At 72.3% G+C, this 22667-nt stretch carries 23 protein-coding genes; 10 read left to right on the top strand and 13 right to left on the bottom strand.

Going from position 1 to position 22667, the window contains the following annotated elements; translation table 11 throughout:
* Positions 1–96: 96 nt before the first annotated feature.
* The 3 genes from ACZ6BG_RS17500 to ACZ6BG_RS17510 all read right to left on the bottom strand — a co-directional run bounded on the left by ACZ6BG_RS17500 (position 97) and on the right by ACZ6BG_RS17510 (position 3590).
* Positions 97–1455 (bottom strand): cytochrome P450, encoded by a 1359-nt coding sequence (locus ACZ6BG_RS17500; protein ID WP_469001959.1) that lies wholly within the window; start codon positions 1453–1455, stop codon positions 97–99.
* A gap of 372 nt (positions 1456–1827) precedes the next feature.
* Positions 1828–2685: a class II fructose-bisphosphate aldolase gene (locus ACZ6BG_RS17505; protein WP_469001962.1), complete on the bottom strand. Its 858-nt coding sequence runs from the start codon at positions 2683–2685 to the stop codon at positions 1828–1830.
* A gap of 20 nt (positions 2686–2705) precedes the next feature.
* On the bottom strand, positions 2706–3590 hold the full coding sequence (locus tag ACZ6BG_RS17510) for an SIS domain-containing protein (RefSeq protein WP_469001964.1): 885 nt from the start codon (positions 3588–3590) through the stop codon (positions 2706–2708).
* A gap of 147 nt (positions 3591–3737) precedes the next feature.
* On the opposite strand from ACZ6BG_RS17510, the gene ACZ6BG_RS17515 reads away from it, so the two are divergent.
* Together ACZ6BG_RS17515 and ACZ6BG_RS17520 are read left to right on the top strand one after the other, a co-directional pair.
* Positions 3738–4517, top strand: coding sequence for a DeoR/GlpR family DNA-binding transcription regulator (locus ACZ6BG_RS17515; protein ID WP_469001967.1), 780 nt, complete (start codon positions 3738–3740; stop codon positions 4515–4517).
* A 186-nt stretch (positions 4518–4703) separates the two neighbouring features.
* On the top strand, positions 4704–5114 hold the full coding sequence (locus ACZ6BG_RS17520; RefSeq protein ID WP_469001969.1) for a TM2 domain-containing protein: 411 nt from the start codon (positions 4704–4706) through the stop codon (positions 5112–5114).
* A gap of 87 nt (positions 5115–5201) precedes the next feature.
* Here the strand turns inward: ACZ6BG_RS17520 and ACZ6BG_RS17525 are convergent, their stop codons facing one another.
* From ACZ6BG_RS17525 to ACZ6BG_RS17535, 3 genes are all read right to left on the bottom strand, one after another.
* Positions 5202–5744, bottom strand: coding sequence for a DUF1707 SHOCT-like domain-containing protein (locus ACZ6BG_RS17525; protein WP_469001971.1), 543 nt, complete (start codon positions 5742–5744; stop codon positions 5202–5204).
* A 4-nt stretch (positions 5745–5748) separates the two neighbouring features.
* On the bottom strand, positions 5749–6315 hold the full coding sequence (locus ACZ6BG_RS17530) for a cysteine hydrolase family protein (protein ID WP_469001973.1): 567 nt from the start codon (positions 6313–6315) through the stop codon (positions 5749–5751).
* Positions 6316–6453: 138 nt separating this feature from the next.
* On the bottom strand, positions 6454–7128 hold the full coding sequence (locus tag ACZ6BG_RS17535; RefSeq protein ID WP_469001975.1) for a molybdopterin-dependent oxidoreductase: 675 nt from the start codon (positions 7126–7128) through the stop codon (positions 6454–6456).
* 97 nt (positions 7129–7225) lie between these two features.
* Here ACZ6BG_RS17535 and ACZ6BG_RS17540 point away from each other — a divergent pair, with 97 nt between their 5' ends.
* The 7 genes from ACZ6BG_RS17540 (at position 7226) to ACZ6BG_RS17570 (ending at position 13803) form a co-directional block, all read left to right on the top strand.
* A complete protein-coding gene (locus ACZ6BG_RS17540; protein ID WP_469001978.1) occupies positions 7226–8143 on the top strand; it encodes a helix-turn-helix domain-containing protein in 918 nt (305 codons plus the stop codon).
* A gap of 42 nt (positions 8144–8185) precedes the next feature.
* Positions 8186–9379, top strand: a complete 1194-nt coding sequence (locus ACZ6BG_RS17545; protein ID WP_469001981.1) for a sensor histidine kinase — start codon at positions 8186–8188, stop codon at positions 9377–9379.
* Positions 9376–10041: a response regulator gene (locus tag ACZ6BG_RS17550; protein WP_469001985.1), complete on the top strand. Its 666-nt coding sequence runs from the start codon at positions 9376–9378 to the stop codon at positions 10039–10041. The genes ACZ6BG_RS17545 and ACZ6BG_RS17550 overlap by 4 nt, the downstream gene beginning before the upstream one ends.
* Positions 10042–10126: 85 nt before the next feature.
* A complete protein-coding gene (locus ACZ6BG_RS17555) occupies positions 10127–11134 on the top strand; it encodes an ABC transporter ATP-binding protein (RefSeq protein WP_469001987.1) in 1008 nt (335 codons plus the stop codon).
* The gene (locus ACZ6BG_RS17560; protein ID WP_469001990.1) at positions 11131–11898 is read left to right on the top strand and encodes an ABC transporter permease; all 768 of its coding nucleotides are present in this window, start codon (positions 11131–11133) and stop codon (positions 11896–11898) included. Before ACZ6BG_RS17555 ends, ACZ6BG_RS17560 begins: the two co-directional genes overlap by 4 nt.
* Before the next feature lie 220 nt (positions 11899–12118).
* Complete coding sequence (locus ACZ6BG_RS17565; RefSeq protein WP_469001991.1) at positions 12119–12661, top strand: hypothetical protein; 543 nt, start codon at positions 12119–12121, stop codon at positions 12659–12661.
* Positions 12662–12798: 137 nt separating this feature from the next.
* The gene (locus tag ACZ6BG_RS17570; RefSeq protein ID WP_469001993.1) at positions 12799–13803 is read left to right on the top strand and encodes an MASE1 domain-containing protein; all 1005 of its coding nucleotides are present in this window, start codon (positions 12799–12801) and stop codon (positions 13801–13803) included.
* Positions 13804–13851: 48 nt separating this feature from the next.
* On the opposite strand, the gene ACZ6BG_RS17575 is transcribed toward ACZ6BG_RS17570, so the two are convergent.
* The 4 genes from ACZ6BG_RS17575 to ACZ6BG_RS17590 form a co-directional block, all read right to left on the bottom strand.
* Positions 13852–15423, bottom strand: a complete 1572-nt coding sequence (locus tag ACZ6BG_RS17575) for a carboxylesterase/lipase family protein (RefSeq protein WP_469001996.1) — start codon at positions 15421–15423, stop codon at positions 13852–13854.
* A 52-nt stretch (positions 15424–15475) separates the two neighbouring features.
* Positions 15476–16648, bottom strand: a complete 1173-nt coding sequence (locus ACZ6BG_RS17580) for a trypsin-like serine peptidase (protein ID WP_469001998.1) — start codon at positions 16646–16648, stop codon at positions 15476–15478.
* A 182-nt stretch (positions 16649–16830) separates the two neighbouring features.
* A complete protein-coding gene (locus tag ACZ6BG_RS17585) occupies positions 16831–17433 on the bottom strand; it encodes a DUF2867 domain-containing protein (protein WP_469002000.1) in 603 nt (200 codons plus the stop codon).
* An 84-nt stretch (positions 17434–17517) separates the two neighbouring features.
* Entirely contained in the window at positions 17518–18180 is a 663-nt protein-coding gene (locus tag ACZ6BG_RS17590) for a TetR/AcrR family transcriptional regulator (RefSeq protein WP_469002002.1), read from the bottom strand.
* Between the two features lie 225 nt (positions 18181–18405).
* On the opposite strand from ACZ6BG_RS17590, the gene ACZ6BG_RS17595 reads away from it, so the two are divergent.
* Entirely contained in the window at positions 18406–19275 is an 870-nt protein-coding gene (locus ACZ6BG_RS17595; RefSeq protein ID WP_469002974.1) for an alpha/beta hydrolase, read from the top strand.
* 57 nt (positions 19276–19332) lie between these two features.
* Here the strand turns inward: ACZ6BG_RS17595 and ACZ6BG_RS17600 are convergent, their stop codons facing one another.
* Genes ACZ6BG_RS17600 through ACZ6BG_RS17610 form a run of 3 tightly spaced genes read right to left on the bottom strand, consistent with a single transcriptional unit; the run spans position 19333 to position 22495 of the window.
* Complete coding sequence (locus tag ACZ6BG_RS17600) at positions 19333–20862, bottom strand: helix-turn-helix domain-containing protein (RefSeq protein WP_469002005.1); 1530 nt, start codon at positions 20860–20862, stop codon at positions 19333–19335.
* The gene (locus ACZ6BG_RS17605; protein WP_469002008.1) at positions 20859–21653 is read right to left on the bottom strand and encodes an SAM-dependent methyltransferase; all 795 of its coding nucleotides are present in this window, start codon (positions 21651–21653) and stop codon (positions 20859–20861) included. Before ACZ6BG_RS17605 ends, ACZ6BG_RS17600 begins: the two co-directional genes overlap by 4 nt.
* Positions 21650–22495 (bottom strand): helix-turn-helix domain-containing protein, encoded by an 846-nt coding sequence (locus tag ACZ6BG_RS17610; protein ID WP_469002010.1) that lies wholly within the window; start codon positions 22493–22495, stop codon positions 21650–21652. The genes ACZ6BG_RS17605 and ACZ6BG_RS17610 overlap by 4 nt, the downstream gene beginning before the upstream one ends.
* Between the last annotated feature and the right edge of the window lie 172 nt (positions 22496–22667).

Raw genomic sequence — 22667 nt, forward strand, 5'->3', positions numbered from 1 at the left:
GCTCCAAGGCATTTCGGAACATGAACTTCCCCTTTCACTTGACAGCGGTATGCAGAAATTTGCCAGTTTCGGGACTGTGAAGGCGACGAGCGGCGGCTAGGCCGGTGTCGGCTCCAGACGGGCGGGCAGGCGTTCATAGCCGCGGAGTATGCGGGTGCCGCGACGACGGGCCCCTGCCGTCAGGTCGAGCCGCGGAAAGCGTTCGTAGAGAGTGCGCAGCCCGACCTCCCCCTCCATGCGGGCGAGGGCCGCGCCGAGGCAGTAGTGGCGGCCGGTGGAGAAGGACAGGTGGTCCTTGGCGTTGGTCCTGGTGATGTCGAAGCGGTGCGGCTCGGTGAACACCGAGGCGTCGCGGTTCGCTCCGGCGAGCAGGAGGGAGATGACCGCTCCCTGGGGGATGGCGCGTCCGGCGACGGTGGTGTCCCGGACGGCGGTCCTTCCGGTGCGGAACAGCGGCGGGTCGAACCGCAGCATCTCGTCCACGGCGTTCGGCCACAGGGTGGGGTCGTCACCGAGCGCGGCACGCTGGTCGGGATGGTGGTGCAGCAGCCCGACGCCGTTGCTGAGCAGGTTCACCGTGGTCTCGAAGCCCGCTCCGAGCACCAGCCCGGCGGTGGCCCGGAGTTCGACGTCCGTGAGGCCGCTGCCGTCGTCGTCACGGGCGGCGACCAGTTGGCTGAGGAGATTGTCGCCGGGCTCGCGGTGGACCCGCTCGATGTGGTGTGCCAGCCAGCGGTCGAAGCTGATCAGCGAGCGCTCGAGCGAACGGAACCGGCGCCAGGTCAGCCCGTAGTCGAGGCTGGGAGCGAGCGACGTGCCGAAGGACCGCAGCCGGTGCCGCTCGGACTGCGGGACACCGAGGATCTCGGCGATCACGGTGATGGGAAGCAGGCTGCAGTACGAGGCGACCAGGTCCACCGGTGCGGCGGCGGGCTCGCGGCGCCGGAGGTCGCCCAGCAACTCGTCGGCGATCTTCTCCGTGCGGGTACGCAGTTGCTGTACGGCCCGGACGGAGAAGACGCGGGTCACGAGCTTGCGGTAGCGGGTGTGCTCGGGCGGTTCGGTGACCAGCAGGGACGGCGGTTTCAGGGGCCCCATCGGCGCGTTCGCGGCGGACCAGGCGGCGAGGCGCGCGAGCGGGCTCGTTCCGTCGGGGATGATTCCCGTGCGGAAGTCGTTGCTGCTGAGTACTTCCCTGACGACGGCGTGGGAGGCCGTGACGAGGCCGTACCGGCCGCGATGCACGGAGCCTTGGTCGCGGATGCGGTCCATCAAGTGGTAGAGCCGCCCTTCGCCCGCGCCCGTGGGGTCGGGGTTCCTGGACTGGGCCACGAATTGACTGTGGAGCTCGTCTCGCCGTGCCGCTCCGGCGATGGCGATGCGGGGCAGGGCGTGCCCGAGAGTCCAGCGGACCTGTTGGGCGAGCCACTGCGATCCCTGTGCGGTTGCGCTCATGCGGTCTTCGTCTCCGATCCTCGCGTGGATGAGTGCGTTCTGCGTGCGCCCCTCGTGGGTCGTAGCTGTGGGGGACGGGCCGTCGCCGTCTCGTCGGCGCGTCTTGGGCGCGCGGCCGAATCGGTACGCGGCCGACGCTCGTTGGTGCGCCGTCGGCGCGTTGGCGCGCGTGAGCCCTCGCGGTTCGCTCGACGGGCGCGAGAGGCTTCGGCTTCGGAGCAGCATGCCCCGTACGGTGTTCGAAAATCCACGCTTCTTCGATCACGGGACTGTCGACCCGTCCCGGCCCCCCGGAGCCGGTGGCGAGAACGGACATGGCCGACGCCCGGCGGTGACCCGCCGGGCGTCGGCCATGAGCATCGGTGGTGTCCGCTAGCTGTCCGCGTTCAGCACCCCGACCAGACGCGTGACCGTCGTCGTCATGGCCTGGCGGCCCACGGTCAGATAGCTGCGGGTGTCCACTGCCTCGGGGTGGTCGGCGAGATAGGCACGGATCGCGTTGGTCATGGCGATGTTCAGGGCCGTGCCGATGTTGACCTTGGCGATGCCGCCCGAGACCGCCCGGGCCAGCTCGTCGTCCGGGACGCCGGAGGAGCCGTGCAGGACCAGGGGCACCCGCAGGGCCTCGTCGAGGCGGGCGAGCAGGGCGTGGTCGAGGACGGCCGTGCGCGAGGTCATGGCGTGCGAGCTGCCGATGGCGACGGCGAGCGCGTCGACGCCGGTCTCGGCCGTGAACTGGCAGGCCTCCTCGGGGCCGGTGCGCGCGCCGGGAGCGTGCGCGTCCAGCGGCGGTTTGCCGCCCTTCCCGCCGACCTGCCCCAACTCCGCCTCGACCCACAGGCCCTGGCTGTGCGCCCAGTCGGCGGCGGCGCGGGTCGCGGTCAGGTTCTGGTGGTAGGGAAGCCGGGACGCGTCGTACATCACGGAGCTGAAACCGGCGTCGGCGGCCTGCCGCAGCAGGGCGTCCTGCGTGACGTGGTCGAGGTGCAGGGCGACCGGCACGGTCGCCGCCTCGGCGAGCGCGAGCGCGGCGCGGGCGAGCGGCAGGATGCGGCCGTAGCGGTAGCTGACCGCGTTCTCGCTGATCTGGAGCACCACCGGGGACGTGGCGGCCTCGGCGCCGGCGACGACGGCCTCGGCGTGTTCGAGGGTGATGATGTTGAAGGCCGCGACGGCGCGGCGCTTGGCGGCGGCCTCGGCGACGAGGGCACCGGTCTGTGCCAGCGGCATCAGGTCTCCTCCCGTCCCGGTCAGTGGCTGTCGAGGACGATGGAGCGGCGCAGATGGCGCGGCCGGTCCGGGTCGAGGTCCCGGAAGGCGGCGACCGCGACGGCCAGGCGCTGGGCGCGCACGAGTTCGGCCAGGGGGTCCAGGGCGCCCTCGATCCACAGCGCGCCGGTCGCCCGGACCTCGTCGGCGAGCCCCACCGGTGCCTCGCCGAACATCCAGGTCGCGGTGGTGTCCGTGGAGATGCTGATGGGGCCGTGCCGGTACTCCATGGCCGGGTACGCCTCGGTCCAGGACAGCGACGCCTCGCGCATCTTCAGCGCGGCTTCCTGGGCGAGGCCGTTGGTCCAGCCCTTGCCGAGGAACGTGAACTGGGAACACTCCACGAGCCCGTCGGGCAGCGGCTCGGCGAGCGCGGCGCGGGCGTCGGCGACGGCCTGCTCGGTGTGCAGACCGAGATGGGCGCGGAGCAGTGTCAGGGCGGTGGTGGCGAAGCGGGTCTGGACGACGGACTGCTCGTCGGCGAAGTCGAGGACCACGAGGTCGTCCGCCGCGCGCATCACCGGGGTCTCGGGGTCGGCGGTGATCGCGGTGGTGCGGACGCCGCCGCGCAGCCGCGCGAGCAGGTCGAGCACCTCGGTCGTGGTGCCGGACCGGGTCAGGGCGATTACCCGGTCGTACGAGCGCGCCGCGGGGAACTCGGAGGCGGCGAAGGCGTCGGTCTCGCCGAGACCCGCGCCCTCGCGGAGCGCGGCGACGGCCTGCGCCATGAAGAAGGAGGTTCCGCAGCCCACCACGGCGACGCGCTCGCCCGGCGAGGTCAGCGCGTCCTTGTGGCGCACCGCGAGGTCGGCGGCGCGCGTCCAGCACTCGGGCTGGGTGATCAGTTCGTTCTCGGCATGGCTCATGGCCGGCTTCCACCCTGTGAGTCGGGCGCCCTGGGCGCCAGGATGCTCTTTTCTGCAATCTATAGCCATTTTTCAAGCACAATCAAGCATTCACTCGTGGGTTAAGGTCATTACGGACAGTGAGTGGGAACGGAGTGGAGGGTGCGGATGTCGCGCGATGCCCGCTGGCAGGCGCTGCTTGAACTGCTCGTCGACCGGGGGCGCCTGGACGTCGAGGAAGCGGCGACGGAGCTCGGCGTCTCGGCCGCGACCATCCGCCGGGACTTCGACCAGCTCGCCGAGCAGCAGATGTTGGTGCGCACCCGGGGCGGCGCGGTCGTCCACGGCGTCTCGTACGAGCTGCCGCTGCGCTACAAGACCGCCCGGCAGGCCTCGGAGAAGCAGCGGATCGCCAAGGCTGTGGCGGATTCGATCGCCCCGGGCGAGGCGGTCGGCCTGACCGGCGGCACGACGACCACCGAGGTCGCGCGGGCCCTCGCCGTGCGGACCGAACTGGCCGCCGGGTCACCGGCGTTGACCATCGTGACCAACGCCCTCAACATCGCCAACGAGCTGGCCGTGCGGCCGCAGTTCAAGATCGTGGTGACGGGCGGGGTGGCCCGCCCGCAGTCGTACGAGCTCACGGGTCCGCTCGCCGGCGGGGTGCTCGGTCAGATCACGCTGGACGTCGCGGTGCTCGGCGTCGGCGCTTTCGACGTGGTGCACGGGGCGACCGCGCACGACGAGGACGAGGCGGCCATCAACCGTCTGCTGTGCGAGCGTGCCACGCGGGTCGTGGTCGCGGCCGACGCGACCAAACTCGGCCGCCGGGCGTTCGCGCGCATCTGCGAGGCCGGGCGCGTGGACACGCTCGTGACCGACACGGCCGTCTCCGAGGAAATGGCCGCACGGTTCACCGACGCAGGGGTGTCAGTAGTCACGGCATAGATTGTGCGGAGATGCCAGGCGGCCGCGGCAAAGTTTGTGCCTCAAGCGTCCAAAACTGTACTGGACAATTGCAGCTCCGCATGGACAGCATGGTCAGGATCTGTCACTGCGGCACGGGGGTTCCCAGGGTGATGCCCCTCGCGATGGGTAGAGTCCCCCACCACGATCGCTCGGAGGAACACACTCGTGAGCCACCCGGTCCCGAACAACCAATACGGCCAGGAAATGAAGCAGTTGGGCCAGGCGGAGCCCAGTGGGGACCACGTGGGTACGCCCCCGCCAGGCGCGGCTCCGGCCCCCCGGCCGGGCATGGCCCCCGGCGTTGGCGCCCCCGGCGGCGCGTCCGACATCAACGCCCCTTACGGCTACGACCCGTTCGGGCGCCCCTACTCCGACAAGTCCAAGTACGTGGCGGGCGCGCTCTCGATCGTCCTGGGCCCGCTCGGCATCGGCCGCTTCTACACCGGCCACACCCGCATGGCGGTGTGCCAGCTCGTCACCCTGGGCGGTCTCGGCGTCTGGTCGCTGTTCGACGGGGTCCTCATGCTCGTCAGCAACGGCAAGACGGACGCCGAGGGCCGCGTCCTGCGCGGCTGAGATCCACGGCACCGCCCGCGCCCCGGCCCGACACGTCTGCCGGGGCGCTCCTCGTGGGCCGCGCCGAGCCGCCGGGCGGCCGGGTCCTCAGCCGCGGCCGTGCTTGACGCGCAACCGGCCGTGCCCCATGGTCCCGAAGATCCGGACGCGCGGCCCGTTCGCGCCGCTGTGCTGCGGGGCCTTGTAGCTCGGCTGCTTCCATTCGGCGGCCAGTTCCTCGTAGTCGACCGTCGCGTCGGGCGGCACGATGATCCGGGCCCAGCCGTACCCCAGGTGCAACTCGATGTTGATCACGGGGTATTCGATGACCGCTCGGGACAGGTCCAGGTACACCTTGGCCATCCTGGAGGTGACCTTGAAGTTCCGCGGCACGTGCCACCTGCCGCGCCGGTGGATCAGTCCGCCGGCGGCGTTCACGACCACCGTCGGTCCCGCGTCCTCGTCCGGCAGTGAAGCCAGGGCTGACGCCAACTCGGCCTGGGTCGTGGCGGTCAGCGCCGTCTGGAGCAGCGCGTGCATCTCGTCCTGAGGGATCAGCCCCTCGGCGAATGCCTCTTGCAGGCGCTGAACAGCGGAGTCACGGTCAACTTCTGTGACCCGTGGCGATACGTTCTCTGGCACGGAGGACATGCGATCACGATAGCGTCGGCATCGTCGCCTTGACCCAGTCGTTGACGCTGACGACGTCCGCCCACTGTGGGAACAGCCGCTCGACGAGGACCCGATGCACCTCCGGGTCGGTGTCCAGGCAGGCGTCGGAGAGCACGGTGAGCCCGAAGTCCAGGTCGTTGGCCTGGCACACGGTGGAGAGCACCACGGCACTGGTGGCGATCCCGGTGAGCACGAGGCTGTCGATACCGCGTGCCCGCAGCACCACGTCGAGGTCGCTGCCCGAGAACGCGCTCGCCCGCCTCTTGGTGACCACCACGTCGCCCGGCCGGGGCGCGACCTCGGGGTGGATCTCGGTTCCCGGGGCGCCCTCGACGAAGAGACCGGCCTGCGCGATGGCGGCGAGGGGCTTGTTGCGCGTGCCGACTTCGGGGAAGCCGGGGCGCAGCGCGATGACCACGTAGATCACGGGGATGTCCGCGGCCCGGGCCCCGTCGATGGCCCTGCTCAGCCGTGGCAGATATCCGGAGCCGTCGTCGGCGATGTCCACGATGGCCTGCTGGACGTCCATCACGAGAAGGGCGCTGCTCATGTCGTCTCCAGGAACGAAGTCAGTTCGTGTGCGCAACGGGCCGGGGGGTCCGATGTTCGAATCCTAACGAGCCGGGCACGGGCTGCGCCGTGAAAGCCCTTGTGGCCCCTGCTCGTTGCGGTAGCAGCGGGGCGAGCGCTATCCCTGCGGCCCTGTGCGGCTGCCTCGCGCGCTGAGCGCGCGGATCGGTCCGATCAGCGTCCGGTACAGCGGCCGCACCACACGGCCGGAAAGACGGCGGTGCCGTTCCTCCCGCCAGACCCTCGCCCTGTGGTGCGCCGCGATGGGCGACCACCGGTCGGGATCCGGGGGCGGGGACGTGTGGAACTCGATGCGGCAGAGATGCTTGGTGCTGACGAAGCCGTACTGGCTGGGGCTCACAAGGCGCACCGGAGCACCGTGGTCGCTGTCGAGCGGCCGCCCGTCGAGCCGGTCGGCGATGAGGACGTCGTCGGCCAAGGCGTCCTCGAGCCACACGATCGACCGGTGGCCGTCGAGCCCTTCGAAGACGACGTGGCTGAGGGGCGCGTCCGACCTGAGCTGCGGTTCGACCTGGGTGCGGTACACGGCCCCGAACGTGACTCCTTCCCACAGCAGGCCGGTCGCCGACCATCCGGCGACGCAGTGGAAGTCGGCCGCGAGCTCTTGCCGCGGCAGCTTGGCGAGGTCGGCCACGGGCAGGGTGATGTCCTCGGCGAGGGCTCCGACCATCACGATCACCGGGTCGGCGGGGACGGGCGGCGGTGGGTGATGGAGATGGGTGCCGAAGCGCGGGAATCCGACGACGGCTCGTTGGCCAGGGGGAAGCGCCATGTCGCTGCTCCAAGGGGTGCGGCTCGGTCTGAGGGCGGGCGTGGTCCGACACTCGTACGCTAGGACCTCCACCGCGCGGGAGATTCAAGGGGCTGGGATGCACGTCACTTGGTCGATCGGAGAACTCGCCACCCGTGCGGGGCTTTCGGTGAAGGCCATCCCCTACTACACCGACATCGGCCTCCTGCCCACGGCCCCGCGCAGCCAGGGAGGTCATCGCCGCTACCCGCCGCAGGCCCTGGAACAACTCCAGTTGGTACGGCAGTTGCGTGCGCTCGATGTGCCGATCGCGGCCATCACCGATGTCGCGAAGGGGGAGTCCGGTCTCGGCGACCTGGTGGCCGGGCAGTTGGAGAGGACACAGACGCAACTGGCGGAACTGCGGTGGCGCGAGGCGGCGTTGCGGGCGCTGGAGGAGTGCCACGGCCCGGAGCGCCTGCGCCGCCTGCGCCTGCTGGCCGGGGTGCAGCGCCGACCGCAGGACACCGCGGACCTCACCCGGGCGTGGCAGCGCGCCCTGCCCGAGGGCCTGCCGCCGCGCCTGGCCGCCGCCGTCATCGCGCAGGCCGTTCCCGAACTGCCCCTCGATCCCACACCCGGCGCCGTACTGGCCTACGCCGAGTTGCACCTCCTCGTGGCGGAGCCGGCGTTCCTGGACTACTGGGCCGCGCCCCACGTACGGGACAAGGCATCGATGTACGCGGCGCTGATCGACGCCTCGGAGGGTGCCGCACCCGCCGTCGCCGCCGGGCACGCACCGCACAGGTGCGAGGCGCTGGACGCCTTCTGCCGGGCGTGTGCCCGCGCCCTCGACAGGGAGGACACCCCCGACTTCCGTGCGTTCATGGCCACCGGCGTGCGGACCACCGTTCCCCTGCTCCGCCGCTACTGGCGGCATCTGGACGCCCTCACCACCGCCCCCGGGCCGAGCCTGGGCCAGACGCACTGCTGGCTGGCGGAGGGCGTCGTCGCCGAGTACGGCCGCGGCAGTGTGCCGGGAAACGCGTACTCCTGACGACGTACGCGGGACGCCGACCGGCGGCCTATCGTTCGGAACGTGCCCTCCCCGAGCCCTGTTCTCCCCGGCCCGCGTCGCATCCGGTGGCCGCCGTCCCCGCCCGTGGCGGACCTGGTGGTGGCGGCGGTGGTCGCGGTGTTCACCGGCGCCGACGCGGCGGTCAACGATCCCTCCTACCGGCAGGCCGACTGGCTGACCTGGCTCCTGTTCGGCGTGTCCATCGCCGCGCTCCTTGTGCGCAGCCGGTGGCCGGTGGCCGTCAGTGCGGTCACGGGGGCGGCGTGCGCGGGCTGGGCGCTGTACGGGCACATCGGGGAACTGTTGAACCTGCCGGTGATGGTGGCGTTGTACGCGCTCGCCGTGCGCGGTGACCGGCGGCGGACCCTGAGGGCGGCGGCCATCGCCGCGTTCGCCTCGGGCGTGGTGTCGGTGGTGGCGGGCATCGACGTGGCGCAGCCCCAAGGAGCACCCCTGCTGGAGATGCTCTGGCCGCTCGTGCCGCTGCTCCTGGGCGAAGTGGTGCGCGGGCGCCAGGAACTGCTGGCGGAGTACGCCGAGCGGGCGGTCCGTGCGGAGGCCGAGCGGGAGCGGGAGGGCCGGCGCAAGGTGCGGGAGGAGCGGGTGCGGATCGCCCGGGAACTGCACGACGTGGTCGCGCACACCGTGTCGGCGATGACCGTGCAGGCCGGGCTGGCACTGGACGCCCTGGACAAGCGGCCCGAGGTGGCGCGCGACGCCATGCGGCAGGTGCGGGCTTCGGGGAAGGAAGCGGTACGGGAGTTGCGGGCGACGGTCGGCGTGCTGCGGGAGGGGCAGCAGCCCGAACGAGGGCCCGCGCCCCGCCTGGAACGCCTTGCGGAGCTGGTGGAGCGGGTGCGGGGATCAGGACTCCGGGTGTCGCTGCACGTGGACACCGGTGGCCGGGAGGTACCGCAGATGGTGGAGTTGGCGGCGTACAGGATCGTCCAGGAGGCACTGACCAACGTGATCAAGCATGCGGGGGCCCGGCACGTGGCCGTCTCGGTCGTCCTGGCGGCGGGCCGCCCGGACGGGGACGCCCTGATCGTGGAGGCGACCGACGACGGCCCGCCCGTGCACGGTGCGGCCACCGAGGGCTACGGCCTGATCGGCGTGCGGGAGCGGGCCGCGGCGGCGGGCGGAAGCGCCGCGGCAGGGCCGGTTCCGGGCGGCGGCTGGCGGGTACGTGCCGTGCTTCCCCTGGAGGCGCCGTGATCCGGGTCCTGCTCGCCGACGACCAGACCGTCGTACGGGCGGGCTTCCGCGCGCTGCTCGACCTCACGGACGATCTCGCGGTGGTCGCCGAGGCCGCCGACGGGGCGGCGGCGGTCGAGCTGACCCGCGCCACCCGGCCCGACGTCGTGCTCATGGACATCCGCATGCCCGGCGTCGACGGCCTGGAGGCCACCCGCCGCATCGGCGCCGAACCCTCCCTGGACGGCGTCCGCGTCCTCGTCCTGACGACCTACGAGGCCGACGCGTACGTCTTCGAGGCCCTGCGTTCCGGAGCGGCGGGCTTCTTGCTGAAGGACGTCGACCCGGACGACCTGCGCGCGGCCATCCGCACGGTCGCGGCCGGGCAGTCCCTGCTCGCGCCGACGGTGACCCGGCGCGTGATCGAGGAGTTCGCCCGGCTGCAGGGCCCGCGGATCGAGGCCCGCGAGCGGCTGGCGCCGCTGACCGACCGCGAACGCGAGGTGCTCGCGCTCGTCGGACGCGGCCTGTCCAACGACGAGATCGGCACGCGCCTGCTGATGTCGCCGCTCACCGCGAAGACACACGTCAGCCGGGCGATGACGAAGCTGGGCGCCCGCGACCGGGCCCAGCTGGTCGTGCTCGCGTACGAGACCGCGTTGGTGCGGCCCGGCGAGAGCTGAGCCTCCGCGGCTACTCCCAGGAGAGCAGTCGCCGACTCCCCGCGGCAGATGTCCGGGGCCACCCGGTGTCCGTAGCGTCGGCCGCATGATCGAAGTACGGGAACTGACCAAGAGGTACGGCGCGCGGACCGCCGTCGACCAGCTCACCTTCACGGTGCGACCGGGTGTGGTCACCGGCTTCCTGGGTCCGAACGGGGCCGGCAAGTCGACCACCATCCGCGCGATCCTCGGCCTGGACGCACCGAGCTCGGGCACCGTCACCGTCAACGAACACCGCTACGACCACCTCGCCGCACCCCTGCGCGAGGTCGGCTCGCTCCTGGACGCACGCGCGGTGCACGGCGGGCGCACCGTGCGCGGGCACCTGCTCGGCCTGGCCCGCTCCAACGCCCTGCCCCGGCGGCGCGTGGCCGAGGTCCTCGGCGAGGTCGGCCTCGACGGGGTGGCGGACCGGCGGGCCAAGGGCCTGTCCCTGGGCATGAGCCAGCGGCTCGGCATCGCCGCCGCACTGCTCGGCGACCCGGCGGTCCTGATCCTGGACGAGCCGGTCAACGGGCTCGACACCGAAGGCATCCGCTGGATCCGAGACCTCCTCAGGCGACTCGCCGCGCAGGGCCGTACCGTCTTCCTCTCCAGCCACCTGATGAGCGAGATGGAGCTGACCGCCGATCGGCTCATCGTCATCGGACAGGGTCGGCTGCTCGCCGACACCGGCATGCGGACGTTCATCGAGGACCATTCGCGGGGCGGCACCCGGGTGCGGACCGCCGACGGTGAGGCGCAGCGCATGCGCGCCCTGCTGGAAGCGCACGGCGCACGGGTGCGCCTGGACGCGCGGGGCGGCTGGCGCGTCGGTGGCCTGCCGCCCGCCGAGATCGGCGAGCTGGCCCGCGCACACCACCTCGCCGTCCACGAGCTGACCCCGGTCTTCTCTTCCCTCGAAGACGTCTACACGGCCATGACCAAGGCCTCGGTCGAGTACCGGGGCGCCACCCCCGAAGTGACCCCCGACGTGACGCCTGAAACGGCCCCCGGCGCGACGCCCGAAGAGACCCCCGAAATGGCCCCCGAAACGAAAGAAGTGGCGCGATGAGCACGCTCACCGGCCGGGCACCCGGCTTCCGTGCGGCCCTGGCCTTCGAATGGACCAAGTTCGCGGGCCTCCGCTCGACCCTCTGGACCACGGCGGCGACCGGTCTGGTCACCATGGTGGGCGCGGTCTTCGTCGGCGTCAGCGGCAGCCTGCAACCCGACGACACGGTCCTCGGCGGCAGCCTCACCCTCAGCATCGTGTCCCTGATGATCGCGGGTGTGGTGGGCGCCCTGACCGTGTGCGGCGAATACGCCAGCGGAACCGTCACCAGCACGTTCACCGCCGTGCCCCGCCGGGGCCGGGTCCTCGGCGCCAAGGCGGCTCTCCTCGCCGTGCTCCTGTACGGGGTCGCGTTCGTCTCCTGCACGGTGGCGTACCTGCTCGGCGGCGCGATCCTGGAGGACGGGGCGTACGCACGCGGCGAACCGCTGCCCGCGCTGTTCGGGATCGCCGCGCTCTTCGCCGTCGTCGGCGTCCTGGGCCTGGCGATCGGCACCCTGTTGCGACACTCCGTCGGCGCGGTGACCACCGTGGTCGCCGTCCTGCTGCTGCCCTCCCTGTTCGGCCCCCTCCTCGGTGACGCCCAGCGGTGGATCGCGGGCGCTTCCCCGACCGCCGCGCTGGAGAAGCTGACCCAGACCTCCGACGCAGGGCCGCAGGCGGTGGGCTCCCTGGGCGCCTGGCCCTCGCTGGCACTGGTGACCGCCTACAGTGCGCTGCTCCTCGGCCTCGCCACCTGGAGACTGCGGTACCGCGACGTGTGAGTGGCCGACTTGCCGGTTCGTCAATTCGACGTAGAACGAACCATGTTGGCTCAGTTCGTCTGCGAATGGCTGAGTACGTGCCTAGGCATTGGCGGCCGCGCGGCCTAGTTTTCCGCCTGGTCCCGGACCCCGGCCAATGCTGTAGACGCGGCCGCGAGAGGCGCTGAACTGGCCCCGCCTCTCGCGGTCTCACACCCTCACCCCGCAGCGGGAGCCCGAGATGTCCAGCACGGTCCACCGCAGCACCACATCGCCCTACGCGCCCGGCGCGCCCTCCGCGCCGGAGCCCGCACCGCCGCAGTTGTCCCTCGCCGTGGAAACCGGCCGCGGTCAGCGCACCCACACCCTGATCGGTGAGGCCGCCCACAGCCTGCTCATCGCGATCGGCGCTCCGCCTCCGCTGGCCCGTCGCATGAGCGACGCGGCCACCGTCGCCGCCCACTACCTCGTGGGGCACAGCACTCTGTCCCGCTACCGACTGCGCATCACCGTCGACCCGGGCGGCGTCAGCCTCGCCGTCACCGACTACATCGAACCTCTGTCGGCCGGAGCGCCCGCCTGGCTGCCCGTCTCGCACGCGGGTCACCTCGAACCCGCCCCCACCGCACTGGACTCCCTCCCGGCCAGAGGCAACGACGACCACGGTCTGGATCTGCACCGCACCCTGGACGGCCACCTCCGTCTCGCCTACCGCGGCCCGTGGGCCGAGTCCGAGCCCAGGGTCCGCACCCCCTCGGCGGAGAGACCTGACGGGGAAACCTGACGGAGTAAGGGGCCGGTCGGGCCGTTCCGTTGCGGGGCGCCGCGGTTCACGAAGGCGCTAGCGTGGAATCGTTACATCCCGTACGAATGGCGCCGGTTCAGTCCCCGGCCGGCGGCAGCACACCCTCGGAGCCCCTGTTGGCACTGCGGTGCAGCACACCCGTCCCGCTCGGCCACCACACCGACCGCATCCTGCGCCTGGCCGCTGTGGCGGCCGTCTACTACGGCGCGGGCCGCTGCGGCCTGCTCCTGGAAGTGGTGCGCGGGCAGGTCACCCCCCTGTGGCCGCCGACCGGGATCGCCGTGGCCGCGCTGCTGCTGTGGGGGCTGCGCATGTGGCCCGCGATCGCGCTCGGCGCCATCCTCGTCAACTGGCCCCTCGGTCCTTCCCTCTGGGCGCTCTGCGGCATTTCCGCGGGCAACACGCTGGCCCCGGTGTGCGCGGTCCTGCTGTTGCGCCAGGTCCGCTTCAGCCCGACGCTCATGGCGCTGCGCGACACGCTGTCCCTGGTCTTCCTGGGCGCCCTGACCGGCATGCTGGTCAGCGCCACCGTCGGCACCGCGGTCCTGGCCGCGACCGGTGCGCTGCGCCCGGGCCGTGTCTGGGCGACCTGGTCGGTGTGGTGGACGGGCGACGCGATGGGGGTCCTGCTGGTCACCCCGCTGCTTCTGGTGCTGTTCGGCGCCTCGTGGCCGCGGCGGATCCCGGTGGCCCGCTGGGCCGAGGGGGCCGCCCTCGTGGCGGCAACGGTCGCGGTCACGCTGCTCGCGACGCGCACCTCGCTCAGTCTGTCGTTCCTGGTCTTCCCGTTCCTCATCTGGGCCGCCTACCGCTTCCAGATCGTCGGCGGCGTGGCCTGCGCCCTGCTCGTGTCCGTGCTCGCCGTCCCCGCGGCCGCCGCGGGCACCGGCCCGTTCGCCGGCCACGACGTCGCGACGCGCATGCTCGTCCTGCAGGCCCTGAACGGCTCCGCCGCCCTGACCTCCTTGGTGCTCGCCACGGTCGTCGCGGAGCGGAACCGCAGTCACGAACAGCTCGCCCGCGTCCACCTCCAACTCTCCGAGCTGGTCCCGCAGCTGACGCTCCTCAAAGGGTTGCCCGGGTCGCGGCAGGCCGAGGCCGCACCCAAGGACGCCCCGTGACAGCGCGGCGCGGACGACGTCACCGGCCCCTCTCCTCCTCCGTGCGCGTCAGTCCGTCGCTGGAGCCGCATCCAGCACGGTGAACTCATGGTCCGCCCAGATCAGACGGGACGTCTCCTCCGGACAAGGAGCCGTGTGCGGCTCCGCGCCGAAGACGCGCGTCAGCCGCTCCTCCACCCGGTACGGGGCCCAGCCAGGGGCGCCGGTCGTGGCGAACGCCGTCCACGCGGCCCCCATCCGGTCCGAGAGCGCGACGGCCTCGTCCGACGGTTCCTCGCCCAGGAGCAGCGTCGCGATCCCCTCGCGCAGCGTGCCGAAGACAAGCGGCACGTCGAGCGCGTGGCAGGCGCCGAGGACGCCTCCCTGTCCGGTCGCCTCCCAGGTGAGTTCGTACGCGTACGTGGTGCCGCCGCCCTCGGCGTGCGCCTCGGCCAGATGGAGGCTGGGCATACGGAACAGCCAGTCCGACATCACCAGGTCCCGCAGCGTGGTCGGGTCGGCCGCCGCATGCCCCGCGCGGTAGGCGCGCCGACCGGCATCCCCGGGAGCGAACCATGTCAAGGTGTCGGCCGCCTCCTCCGGGGTCACCAGGCCGAGTTGCCCGGACAACGCGGTGAACAACCGTGTCTCGTCACGTGTATGACCGACCATCAGGTCCACATCGGCGCTCTGGCCCGCCCGGAGCGCCTCCCAGGGCGAGCGGGGCAGCACCTCGCCGTCGACCACGGGCGCGAACGGCATGCGCGCGCGTGCGGCCCGCCCCCAACGGGGCTCGTACTGGCTGATCTTGTGCAGTACGGCGTCGGCCGCGTCGCGCAATGCCTCGGGGGTCGCCGCCGCCAGCTCGGCCGACGTGGGCGCCGCTTCCAGCTCGGCCGCGACGGTGGCCCCGATGTCAGCGGCCAGCGCGGCGCTGTAGAAGGGCCCCGGCACGCTCTGCGCCACCGCCCGGTGGAAGAGGCCGGACGCGCGGGGCATGGCGAGGAGCGCGGCGATCGCGCCCGCACCCGCGGACTCACCGAAGACCGTCACCCGGCCCGGGTCGCCGCCGAAGGCGGCGATGTTGTCCCGCACCCACTGGAGCGCGGCCACCTGGTCGAGCAGGGCACGGTTGGGCACCGCCCCCTCGAAGTGCCCGTAACCCTCCGCCCCCACACGGTGGTTGAAGGTGACGACCACGGTGTCGCGCCGGGCCAGCCCCGTGCCGTCGTAGGTCGGGCCGGCGCTGGTGCCGAACAGATAGACCCCGCCGTAGATCCATACGAGCACGGGCAGCCCCGCCGCGCCCGGATCGGGTGTCCAGACGCTCACCGTCAGCCAGTCCCCGGATTCCGCCGTGCTCTCGGGCCCTCCCAGGGGGCCGAAGGCCCGGGACTGCGGAGGGGACTCGCCGAAGTCGTCGGCGTGCCGCGTGCCCTCCCACGGCAGCGCGGGCACCGGTGCCGCCAGCCGCAGGGGGCCGATCGGCGGCCGGGCGTACGGAATCCCCCGGAAGACCGCCACCCCGCTTTCCCACCGCCCGCGAACCGTCCCGCGCGCCGTACGGATGTCGGACACGTGCTCAGACCCATAAGCAGTCACACCGGCCTTCCTTCCCTCGCGGAACTCCCGCCGACACATGGTGGGACGACCCGTTGCCGGACCGTGGTCGGCCACGGTCCGGCAACGCCGATCAGGGGCGGTTGTCCACCAGGTCCTGGATCTGCGGATAGATCTTGTCCATGCGTGTGCCCACGTTGTGCGGGCAGGAGCCGCCCCAGTGCAGGGCGATCACCTTGTTGGAGGAGCCGGCGAGGACCGGGGAGCCGGAGTTGCCGCCCGAGGTGTCGCAGTTGTACCCGACGTCCTCGGTGCCGAGCTGCGGGTTGCGTATCCCGCAGTAGGCGCCGCCGTCGTTCTCCTCGTACAGCGATATGCGCTTCGGTTTGGTGTCGCCGTGCCCGGCGATGTAGGCCCGCTCGTTGGCGATCGGTGCGCGGGTCTCCAGGAACAAGGTGCCGAACTGGGTGATCTGGTCGAAGTTGTCCACGCTGAACAGCGAGAAGTCGAGCGAAGGCGAGGTGCGGAGCAGGGCGTTCGCGCCGACCTTGGTTCCGGGGCGCGGGTCGTTGCCGCCGCAGGTGGCGCAGTCGTAGTCGAACTGCACCTCCATGGTGTCGAGTTCGGCCTGGTTCTTGACGCAGTGGTTGTTGGTCATCATGTGGTTGCCGCGGCCCACGCGCCACGCCGTGCACCAGCCGCCGCCGTTCTTGAGCATGCGGGCGACACCGCGCGACGCGGCGTACTGCGCGGGATGGCTGGCCCGGTAGCAGACCGCGTCCCGGCGGCCGTCGGCGCCGCACACGCTGCGCGGGTTCCTGTCGGCGATCTCCGCCTCGCTGTAGCCGCGCCAGTAGCGGTCGATCGCGGCGTGCGATCCGCCCTTCCCGCGGGTGTGCAGGGTGACCACGGCGGTGTCGCCGTCGACCGACATCGCGGCGAAGCCGGTGCGGCCGTGCCGGGTGAACCCGGCGTCGTCGCGTGCGGCGGCCCCGCGCGTGGGATCGCCGTGGTACGCGTGCACCTCGCGTCCGGCCGGGTCCGCGACCGTCACGTAGTCGCCGGGGGCGAGGTCGAGCCGGGCGAAGTGCACCTTGACGTACGCCGCTCCGCGGTGCCGGATCTCCTGCCGGGCCGGGTTCCCGGATGACCCGAGCCTGAGATCCACCGCCTGCTCTTCGCCGACGGTGGGGATCGGGGCGGCCTCGGCGCGTGGCGGCGCGGCATCGCCCGCCGCCGTCGGTGCTACGGGAACCAGGATGCTCGTGGCCGCGAGAGCGGCGGCCACGATGATGCGTCTCAACACGGTTGCCTCCTTGGTGGGTCGGCCGTGGGTCGGCCAGAAGCGGACCGCTGCGCGCGACCGCTTCGACACACCAAGGTAGGTGTGGACATGACAAGATGTGAGAGGCGTACCGGCCAGCGGTCGCCCGGCAGGGGCCGTCCCCGCGAGGGTGGCCCGGTCCGCCGGGGCGCCGCTGACGCGAACTAGGCCGTGGGGTTGGCCCCTTGGGGTGGGTCGGCCCGCCACTCGGCGGCGATGCCGCGCATCAGGGGCGGGTAGACGAGCAGGTGCCGAAACGGTGCGATCGCGGCCATGTAGGCCTTCCCGAACAGGCCGTTGGGCTTGACGAGCACGGCCATCTGGCCGCGATACCCGCCCTTGCCGTCGGGGACCCAGCTCAGGTGCATCACCCCGTGCATGGTCCGGTTGCTCATCTCCGACGCCCACTCGTCGTCCGTCAGGAGGACCGAGCGGAACGGGAGACGGTCGAACTCCGGGCCGAAGGGGCCGCCGCGCAGATCGTCGGGCAGCCGGTCCCGCAGCGTCGCCACGCGGGAGCCGACACCGGCGTCGGCCTTGTCCCAGCCGAACCACTCCCCGAGCTTCCAGCGGATCGCGAAGAGCACACGGGCGATCCGGGACGGGTTGTCGGACGTGTCGCCGCCGGTGGTCTGCCGCACCAGGTGCGGGAAGTCGTCGGGTCCGCCCGGCGTCGGCAGGGCCCACACGTCGTAGAGACGGAAGTCCGGCGTGATCTCGTGGATCCGCCAGGGCCGGGACGTGTGCGCGGTGTTGGGGAGCCTCATGCGTGGAACCTCCGTCTGCTCGGTGTCGGATGACTGCGAGGGAGTGGGTCCGGATGGGGTACGAGATCGCGCTACGGCTCCGCGTCAGGGCGGGGGAGCGATGCCGAGCACGCCCGCCACGGCCCGGGCCGCGAACAGCTCGTCGTCCGGAGTTCGGCCGGCCAGTGCGATCACGGTGCCCTCGAGCGCGCCGACGAAGGCGAGCGTGAGGGCCTCGGTCGGCCGGCCGGGCGGGATCGCGCCCGCCGCGCGCCCGGCGTCGATGAGACCGGCGACGCGGGTGAGGAGCGTGTCGTAGTTCCGCTCGACCTCGCGCCCGACGGGATGGTCCTGACCGCTGAACTCGAGGCGCAGCGCGATCGGTACGCGTGCCACGTCACGCCGGCAGAACACGGCGTGGCCGCGGGCGAGGGTGAGCAGCGCCACGACGGGGTCCGGTTCCTGCTCGACGAAACGCGCCACCTCGTGCCAGTACGTCTCGCGGAACCACGCGCACACGGCCAGGGCCAGATCCTGCTTGTCCTTGAACTGGTGATAGAGCGCACCGCGTGTGTACCCGGCCTCGCGGGCCACCTGCTCCAGCTTGAGATGGCCGTAGCCGTAGCGGGACAGGCCCCGCGCGGCCGACTCGAGCAGAGCGGTGCGCGAGCGCGCGCTGCGATCGGCCTGGGTGGGGCGAGGGCGGTCGACGCCGTCCGGCGCGGTCGGCTGCCGCCGTGTCCCGCCTCGTGTGTCCGGGGTTCGCATGGCTGCTCCGCTCGGTTCGTCGCGCCGGATGGCCGAAGTCCTGCTGCGCGGAGGCTGGTTGCCCTTCCTCCGACAGCAACCATACATGCACGTGTGTATGTTTCTTCGAGGGGGTGATTCTCGTGGAAATGCGCAGGTAGGGTGCGCCATCGGAAACCGGAGACCAGTTTTCCCGGTGTGGCGCGCGCCGCCGACGCCGTGGGGGGCCAGAAAGTGAGCAGACAGATGCAGCCGACCTTCGTATTGGTGCACGGGGCGTTCGCGAACTCCTTCTCCTTCGCACCGCTCCAGGCCGAACTCGGCCTCCTCGGCCACCGTTCGGTCGCCGTCGACCTGCCCGGGCACGGATTCGCCGCGACCTACACCCGCGCCTACCAGGCGCCCCAGGACCCCGAAGGGCTCGCCACCGCGCCCGGCGCGATCAAGGGCGTCACCCTCGCCGACAACGTCGCGCATCTGATCGGGACCCTGGAGCGGGCCAAGCGGAACGGCCCCGTGATACTCGTCTCGCACAGCCGCGGCGGCGTCACGGCGACCGCCGCGGCCAACGCGCGACCCGACCTCATCGACCGCATCGTCTACGTCTCCGCCTGGTGCCCGGTCGTCCTCGACGTCGGCGACTACTACGCCGAGCCGGAGATGGCCACGGTCGACGCCGCGTCCCTGGCCCTGGCGATGGCCGGGAACCCGGCCGAACTCGGCCTGCTCCGCGTCAACTTCCGCACCGCGGACCCCGGCGCCCTGGCGGCGTTCAAGGCGGCCTTCCTCGCCGACGGCACCGACGAGGAGTTCCTGACCTTCCTGAACACCTTCCAGCCCGACGAGAACCTGGACGTCGGCACCTCCGCCGACCGGGCGCGGGCCGAGACCTGGGGCCGGATCCCGAAGACCTACGTGCGTCTGACCGACGACACGAGCCTGCCGCTCGCCCTGCAGGACCGCCTGATCCGCGAGGGCGACGCGCTGACCCCGGACAACCCCTACGACGTCCGCGACCTCGAGGGCAGCCACCTGAAGTGGCTCGTCCACCCCGCCCCGGCGGCCCGGCTCCTGGGCGAACTCGCCGCGCCCCTGGCCGCTGCCGAAGGGCCGTGAGCGCGGCCGGCTGAGGAATTCGGCGGTGGCGGTGGTGCCCGTCCGACGGATGTGCGCCTACCGCCCGGCCCCCCGATAGGTCCTGCCCCCGCGGCGTGGCAGCGCCGCCGGTGTGTCGGCGGGGGTGGCGATCGTCTCGGCGGCCAGGTGCAGTTCGCTCCTGGTCGTCGCCGACGACAGCTCCAGGTCCAGGAGTTTGCCGCACTCGCCGAGCCAGGCCGTGAGCGTGGACCGGTGCAGCCCCAGCTCGGCGGCCGCGGGCGCGGTGCGGCCCCGGTGCCGGAGCCAGCACCGGAGCGTGATGCGGAAGCGGGTGTCCAGCGGTTCCAGCAGCCCGGACGCCCAGCGGGCGGCGTCCTGCGGGCCGAGCAGACCGGCGGGCAGCGCCGGGTCGGTGCGCAGCCGGGTCGGGGCGGTCGCCCGGATCGGCGGTACGGGCAGGACCGGAGCGGTCGTCGGGGCGGCGGCCTGCGCGGGCACGGGCAGGGGAGCGGCCGGGGCGCGCAGCGCGAGCAGCAACTGCGCCTGCACGGTGGGGTGGTCGAGATCGACGGCGAGGAGGCTTCCTGCCGCCCGCAGTCGTGCGCGTACCGTCCCCTCGGACACATCGAGCGCGGGCGCGGCCGTCTGCGCCGAGCCCGACCGCAGCCAGGCTTCCAGGGTCCGGCGCTGCTCCCGGTCCAGGGGCCGCAGGACGGCCGCGGACCAGGCGCCGAGGCGGTCGCCCGGCACGACCCGGAGCAGCCCGTCCGCGCCGAGGCCGCTCGCGGCGGCGAGGCGGCCCGGGGTGGCGCTGTGCCGGGCGGCGCCGGCCTCGGACCAGGCGGTGGCGAACATGTCCAGGGGGGCGGGTTCCGCCGCGCCCCCCGTCAGGTGGTGCCGTTCGGCGACGCGCGCGATGAGCGTGCGCGCGGAGGTGTGATCGCCGTGCGCGTCGTGGCGGGCGACGGCCACCAGTTCCGTCCCGTCGAGGCAGACCAGCATCCGGGGGCCGCCGAGGAACGCACCGGGCTGCGCGGCCCGCCACAGGGCCTGGTAGGCGGCGTGCACGGTGCGCCCGGTGAGGCGGTACACGGTCGCGTGCGTCGCGGTGCCGTCGCCCAGGACGGAGGAGGCCAGGGCGTGCTGCCCGTGCAGCAGCAGGTTCAGTACGGCGGCGTGCAGTCGCTGCTCGGTGCCGCGCACGTCGTCCGCCCGCCGGGCCCGTACCCGCAGCAGGTCGGCGGTGGCCTGCGCGATCAGGGCGACGTGGGCACACGGCGCCCGCCCGGGGCCGACGACGAGGACGGAACCGGAAGCGTCGCCCACGTGCCGGACGGTGAGGTGCGGATGGGCCTGCGGGTGCGCGGCGGCGCGCTCGCCGTCGGGCCCCGCCGTACGGGGGGTGCTGTGGACGGTGCCGACCGAGGGGTCCACGAGGGCGGCCCAGCCGTCGGCGAGCGCGGCGGTCTCGGCGATCAGGACGGCGCCGGAGCGCGCCGCCGCCCGCGTCAGCCGCTGCACCCATTGGCTCGCGGGGTCCGGCGCGACGGGAGTGGACGGGGGCCCCGTGAGGTGCTGCGGACGGCCCGCGCCACCGGTCGTCATGAGATCCGGGCGACCCCGCCCCACCCGGCCCGCTCGGTGAGCCGTCCGGTGGTGGCGTCGGGCCGCCAGTTGGGCCAGGACACATAGCCGGGCTCGACCAGATCGAGGCCGTCGAAGAAGGCGATCGTCTGCTCCGGCTCCCGGAAGATGTAGGGGATCGCGCCGGAGTTGTTGTACTCCTCCTGGACCTCCCGGTGCCGTTCGTCGGCGGCGGTGGAGTGGCTCAGCGACACATAGCTGCCCGAAGGGAGCCGGGCGACGAGCCGGCGTACCAGCGACAACGTTTCGTCCCAGTCCACGATGTGGCCGAGCACGTCATTGATCACTAAGGCGATGGGCCGGGTCATGTCCAGGGTCTTGGCGGCGCCCTGAAGGACGGCGTCGGTGTCCCGCATGTCCGCGAGCACGTAGTCCATCGCGCCCTCGGGCGTGCTCTTGCGCATCGCGTGGACGTGCAGCAGGACGAGCGGGTCGTGGTCGACGTACACCACCCGACACTCGGGTGCGATGCGCTGGGCGACCTCATGCGTGTTGTTGGCCGTGGGCAGCCCGGCGCCGACGTCCAGGAACTGCCTGATCCCCGCCTCCCGCGCCAGCCAGTTGACGCTGCGTATGAGGAAGCCGCGGGACTCCCGGGCCATCGGCTCGATCATCGGGTACTTGTCGCGGTAGGCGTCACCGGCGGCCTGGTCGGCGGGGAACCAGTCCTTGCCGCCCAGCCAGTAGTTCCAGACCCGGGCGCTGTGGGCGACAGAGGTGTCGATCTGCAGGGGGTCTGTCGGCTCGGTCATGACAGTGCCTCTTTCGACTTGTCTGGATGGAAGGCGGTGGCGCAGGAGTAGTCAAGGAGCAGGCGGTAGTCGGTCACGGTGGTGGGCGCGTCCCAGATGTCGGCGGCGCCGACCGGGCCGCCCTCGCGGACCACCCGGTCGGGGATCTCCGGTGCCTCGACGCGGTAGACGGTGATGGCCGGTTTGCCGGTCAGGGCGTGCGGGGGGCCGTCCAGCGGATGGATCTGCAAGGTCACGTCCGCCCGCTCGGCGGCCGCCCGCAGCGCGGTGAGTTGCTCCGCCATGACGCTTTCGTTGCCGACGCGGGTGTGCAGGGCCACGGCCGACATCAGCGCCCAGATCCGGGTCTGCTGGGTGCGCAGCCGCTCCTGGCGCACCATGAGCAGTTCGGTGCGGGCCTCCTTGGCGGCGGCCGTCAGATCGGGCCGCAGGGCGTCGTCGACGGCGCGGGCGTAGTCCCGGGTGCGTAAGAGGGCGGGGACGAGGGCCGGTTCCCAGGTGCGGATGATGCTGGTCGCGGATTCCACGCTCATCAGGTCGAGTTGCCAGGGGTCCATGACAGTGCGCCAGGGATGCCACCAGCCGGGCAGGTTGGCGGTCGCGAGCTTACCGAGGAACTCCTCGATCTCCGCGTCCGGTGCCCCGTACGCCCCGAGGAGCGAGCGGACCTGACCCTCGTCCAGGGACGTCTGCGCGTGCTCGATCCGGCGGACGGTGACCGGGTGGGCGCCGAGGGCGTCGGCGGCCTGTTTTCGCGACAGTCCCGCCGCCTCGCGCAGGATCTTGAGCCGGGTGGCCAGAACGAGATGCGCGAGGGTCGGACCTGACCTTTCGCGGGCCACGAACGCTCCTTCCGGCACTCTCCACAACTTGCGGATAGTGCACACCTTGTCGCTTGCAATCTGTGTGCGCAACCCTTTGAGTATGTCCATGGCGACCGCCGACGGGAAACCGGTCAAGTCGCTGTGCACTGCCTGAGCTTGCTTCGGCTGGAGTTGACGTGTCGGCGAGCCC

This window comes from Streptomyces sp. NPDC041205 (assembly GCF_055591765.1).

Excerpts from the sequence above, each read along its gene's own strand:
- ACZ6BG_RS17500 (WP_469001959.1), bottom strand. The coding sequence starts at position 1,455 with ATGAGCGCAACCGCACAGGGATCGCAGTGGCTCGCCCAACAGGTCCGC.
- ACZ6BG_RS17505 (WP_469001962.1), bottom strand. The coding sequence starts at position 2,685 with ATGCCGCTGGCACAGACCGGTGCCCTCGTCGCCGAGGCCGCCGCCAAG.
- ACZ6BG_RS17510 (WP_469001964.1), bottom strand. The coding sequence starts at position 3,590 with ATGAGCCATGCCGAGAACGAACTGATCACCCAGCCCGAGTGCTGGACG.
- ACZ6BG_RS17515 (WP_469001967.1), top strand. The coding sequence starts at position 3,738 with ATGTCGCGCGATGCCCGCTGGCAGGCGCTGCTTGAACTGCTCGTCGAC.
- ACZ6BG_RS17525 (WP_469001971.1), bottom strand. The coding sequence starts at position 5,744 with ATGTCCTCCGTGCCAGAGAACGTATCGCCACGGGTCACAGAAGTTGAC.
- ACZ6BG_RS17530 (WP_469001973.1), bottom strand. The coding sequence starts at position 6,315 with ATGAGCAGCGCCCTTCTCGTGATGGACGTCCAGCAGGCCATCGTGGAC.
- ACZ6BG_RS17535 (WP_469001975.1), bottom strand. The coding sequence starts at position 7,128 with ATGGCGCTTCCCCCTGGCCAACGAGCCGTCGTCGGATTCCCGCGCTTC.
- ACZ6BG_RS17540 (WP_469001978.1), top strand. The coding sequence starts at position 7,226 with ATGCACGTCACTTGGTCGATCGGAGAACTCGCCACCCGTGCGGGGCTT.
- ACZ6BG_RS17555 (WP_469001987.1), top strand. The coding sequence starts at position 10,127 with ATGATCGAAGTACGGGAACTGACCAAGAGGTACGGCGCGCGGACCGCC.
- ACZ6BG_RS17560 (WP_469001990.1), top strand. The coding sequence starts at position 11,131 with ATGAGCACGCTCACCGGCCGGGCACCCGGCTTCCGTGCGGCCCTGGCC.
- ACZ6BG_RS17565 (WP_469001991.1), top strand. The coding sequence starts at position 12,119 with ATGTCCAGCACGGTCCACCGCAGCACCACATCGCCCTACGCGCCCGGC.
- ACZ6BG_RS17575 (WP_469001996.1), bottom strand. The coding sequence starts at position 15,423 with ATGTGTCGGCGGGAGTTCCGCGAGGGAAGGAAGGCCGGTGTGACTGCT.
- ACZ6BG_RS17585 (WP_469002000.1), bottom strand. The coding sequence starts at position 17,433 with ATGAGGCTCCCCAACACCGCGCACACGTCCCGGCCCTGGCGGATCCAC.
- ACZ6BG_RS17590 (WP_469002002.1), bottom strand. The coding sequence starts at position 18,180 with ATGCGAACCCCGGACACACGAGGCGGGACACGGCGGCAGCCGACCGCG.
- ACZ6BG_RS17595 (WP_469002974.1), top strand. The coding sequence starts at position 18,406 with ATGCAGCCGACCTTCGTATTGGTGCACGGGGCGTTCGCGAACTCCTTC.
- ACZ6BG_RS17600 (WP_469002005.1), bottom strand. The coding sequence starts at position 20,862 with ATGACGACCGGTGGCGCGGGCCGTCCGCAGCACCTCACGGGGCCCCCG.
- ACZ6BG_RS17605 (WP_469002008.1), bottom strand. The coding sequence starts at position 21,653 with ATGACCGAGCCGACAGACCCCCTGCAGATCGACACCTCTGTCGCCCAC.